This is a genomic window from Rubneribacter sp. (genome assembly GCF_965361815.1).
Map to the genome: position 1 here is coordinate 1 of NZ_CBDTNW010000024.1, position 3663 is coordinate 3663.

At 65.1% G+C, this 3663-nt stretch carries 3 protein-coding genes; 1 reads left to right on the forward strand and 2 read right to left on the reverse strand.

What is annotated here, in order from left to right; all coding sequences use genetic code 11:
• Positions 1-12: 12 nt before the first annotated feature.
• Both ACWKY3_RS01385 and ACWKY3_RS01390 read right to left on the reverse strand, forming a co-directional pair.
• Positions 13-1476 carry an FAD-dependent oxidoreductase gene (locus tag ACWKY3_RS01385; RefSeq protein WP_449314636.1) on the reverse strand — a complete coding sequence of 488 codons (1464 nt, stop codon included), beginning with the start codon at positions 1474-1476 and terminating at the stop codon, positions 13-15.
• Between the two features lie 32 nt (positions 1477-1508).
• Positions 1509-1973 (reverse strand): FMN-binding protein, encoded by a 465-nt coding sequence (locus ACWKY3_RS01390; RefSeq protein WP_449314637.1) that lies wholly within the window; start codon positions 1971-1973, stop codon positions 1509-1511.
• 290 nt (positions 1974-2263) lie between these two features.
• Here ACWKY3_RS01390 and ACWKY3_RS01395 point away from each other — a divergent pair.
• The coding region (locus ACWKY3_RS01395; RefSeq protein WP_449314638.1) for a response regulator transcription factor at positions 2264-3663 on the forward strand (1400 nt) is incomplete at its 3' end.

Sequence of the window (3663 nt, forward strand, 5' to 3'; positions counted from 1 at the left end):
AGGCCCGCGGCCTTACGCCAGGTCCTCGGCAAGGACGGAGCCGCACAGCAGGCCGGAGCCGGCGGCGGGGACGATGTCCTCGGTTCCGGCGGTGCATCCTGCGGCATAGAGATGCGGGATGGGATCGCCGTTGGTGTCGAGCACCTCCATGCGGTCGCTCACGGCAAGCCCTCCGCAGCTTTTGTAGCGTACGGGAACGTTGCGGATGAAGTAATAGGGCGGTTCGAGCTTTTGCAGGAAAAGCGTCTTGCCGAATTCCGGATCCGCCTGGTTGTCGCAGATCGCGTTCCAGTCGTCGAAGGCCGCCTGCACCGTCGAGAGCGCCAATCCCGTCTTCTCGGCCAGCTCCTCCAACGAGGCCGCGGCCTGCACGGCGTCGCCTGCATGCGCGATGACCTCCTGGTCGATGCCGTTTTGGGCCGTGCCGTCCCAGATGCTGTACCACTCGTTGTAGCCTGCGGCCAGGCACTTGGTCGCGGCATCGTGCACGGCCGTCTCGCAATAGAAGCGCTTGCCGTTGGGCAGCAGCCCGATGAGCGGGTAGAACGTGCCAAGCATGTGCCCGGCCTCGTAGCGCGGGTTGAGGTTGCCGGAGGGGCCCATGCCCGAAAGCGTGCCGCCCGCGGCCACGCCCGCGGCTATGGCGTCGCCCTTGCGTCCGGCCACGATGTTTCCGATGAAGGCCCATTCGGGGGCGTACTCTATCATCCATTCCTGGTTGGAGACGTAGCCGCCCCCTGCGAGCACGACCGCCTTGGCCCCGATGTCGACGATCGCGCCGTCCTTCGCGACGAAGCGCCCTCCGGCCACCGTGCCGTCCTCGCCGACGATGAGCGTCTTGAACGTTGTCTCGAACAGGTAGGACGCGCCCGCCTCGGTTACCTTCTCGTTCATGAGCTCGAACTCGTCCTTCATCGTGCACAGGCCGTTTTTAGGGAAGAAAGCCTGATGGTAGGGGCTTTCGCGCAGTTCTTGGAATTCGTATCCCCATTCGTAGTGCATGGTGTCGATGAATTTGCCGCCCCAGGTTTGGAGGAGCACGGTGCGCTCGAGGCCCGCCTCGTCGTTTTCGTAGTACGGTGCGAATTTCTCGCGTATCTGCTCCGCGCTCATGTACTTGTCGGGACGCTCCTCCTGGGTGAGCTTGGCGGTCGTGCACATTTGGCAAGCGGCCGAATAGATGGCGTCGCCTCCGTAGGTGGCGTTCTGCTCGACGATGAGCACGTTCAGGCCGGCTTTGGCGGGGTCCACGGCCGACAGCATGCCCGAGATGCCCGCTCCCACGATGAGGACGTCGACCTCCTTGCCGAAGCTCACGTCCGCGTCTCCGATGGCGCGGGCGGTTGCGGCTGCGGACGACCCTTCTCCCGCAGAGGGGGAGCTTGCGGAAGCGCAGCCCATGGCCGTTCCCCCGGCGATGGCCGCCAAGGCGCCGGCGGTTCCCAGCGCGCAGAACTGACGACGGTTCATGCTCATGTTGATCTCCTGCCTTTCGTCTCCGTTGGTTTTCACTTCGCTTGGGACAGCGCGTCTTCGACGGCTTTCCTCACGCCGCCGGTGGTCATGGTGGCGCCCGTCACTCCGTCTATGTCGGCGGACTGGGCCTCCTCGATCTGAGCCTTGAACGTGCCGTCTTCTATGGCTTCCTTGCCTCCGATGCCCGCCGTCTCGCCCGATTCGGTTATCTCGTCAACCTGCACGCGCCCTTCGGCCACGGTGAGCGTCACGCTGATGGTGCCGCCCATGCCTTTGCCCTCTCCCACGTAGGTTCCGTCCTTGTAGGCGGTCTTCGGGGCTTGCTCCTGCCGCTGTTCCGACGGGGCGTTCGATTCAAAGCCCGCCTCGATGCCCGCGTTCGATTGCCCCCCTTGCGGTGCCTCGGCGCCGCATCCGGCCAGAACGGGGCTCACCGACACCGCCAGGCAGCAGGCCGCGATGGCCGTCTGCCTTCCCTTGCCCTTGCACATGGTCATGTTCCTTTCTTGATCCTTTCTCGGTCGGGTTCTGGACGCCCGTATTTAATCCGCGCTGCCGGGGTAACATCAAGCCGCACGGCGGGGTATCTTCGAAAACGATGGGGTATGCGTGAGGTAGCCGTGAGGTAGTGCGTGAGGGTGCGGTTTCTCATCTGCGAATTTGCGAAAACGGGAAGCGCCCGGGACGCGATGTTCTGTACTATGGCAAGCTGACGGGAACGGGCGGCAGGACGTTTCCGGCGTGGCGGGGCTCGCCTCGCCCGGCCCGTTTCGGAAAGGGGATGGCTATGAACCGCAAGGGTGCTCCGCACGACGCCCCGACGGCGGAAGCGCTGTCGGCTCCGGCGTTCGCTTTGCTCGTGTGCGGGCTGGGGACGTATTTGGGATGGCAGACGGTCGGCATCTCCCCAACGTTGTTCCCTCGTCCGCAGGCGATGAGCGCCCAGGTCCTTGAGCTGGCGAACTATCTGCAGACGGCGCTCTTCTTGGTTTTGCTCGCGGTGCTTGCGCGAGTGGCCCTGCGCCGGGGCGGAGGGCTCATTTCCTCGAGGCTCCTCGTGCTGTCGGCGCCCGCGCTCATGTGCGCCTCGACCGTCTGCGCCTATGCGAGCGGTTGGGTGTTCGACCAGCCTCTCGGGACGGTGGCGGGCGTTGCGCTCGGGGCGTCGAAAGCGGCGCTTCTGCTCCTGTGGTCGGAATGCCTCTGCCGCGTCCGTTTCCGCGATGCGCTTCTGTGTGTGGCGCTCGTGTACGCAACGGCGTTTTCGCTGTGCCTGCTGGTGGCGGGTTTGAAGCCCCTGCCGGCGCTTATCGTGCATGCGGTGCTGCCGCTGCTTTCGGGTGCGGCGCTTCTGGCGTTGCGCTTTGACGGCGCCTTCGTCGCTTTGGGAAGCGCGCCCCCGCGCGAAGCGGGGTCCGCCTCGCTCCTGCCCCTGCGGCTTTTCGTGGGAGTCGGGCTGTTCGGGGCCGTCAGCCTGCTCACGAACTCGCTTTCGGAGGAGAAGTCCTCCGCCACAGCCGAGCTCAACACCCTGATCGCGGGGCTTGCCGTGTCCGCGATCATCGCCCTTCTGGCCAGGCGGCGAAGCGGAGGGTTCGACTTCATGCTCCTCTACCGCATGCTCACGCCCCTCATCATAGTGAGCATCATTCCCGTCCTCACGCTCGAGAGCGGAAACCAGCAGTACGAGGCGTTCGTCATAGGGGCGGGATGGACGTTCTTTCGCATATTCACCTGGACGCTTTGGTGCAGCATCGCTTTGCGCTCGCGCGTTCCCGCGGCGACCGTCTTCGCGGCGGGCCAGTTCTCCTTGACCGCGTGCAGCACGCTCGCCCAGGCTCTCTACGACGGGTTTTTGCAGGAGGCCGGCGTTTCCCTGCCCGTCACGATATCGGGCATCATCGCGCTGGCCGTGGCCGTGTCGGCCTTCGTGATGAGCGAAGGGGACATCAGGCGGTTCTTCGAGAGGCGCAAGGCGCGGCGGCAGCCTGCCGACGACGAGGAGGTGTTCGCTCGGTGCGCGCGGCACGCCGCGCGCGAGTTCGGGCTGTCGAACCGCGAGGAGGAGATAGCCGTCCTCGTCATGAAGGGGAAGAACAACGCCGTCATCGAAAAGCTGCTCTGCATAACCGAGAGCACGCTGCGCACGCATCTGCGAAACATCTACGGGAAAGCGGGGGTCCATAG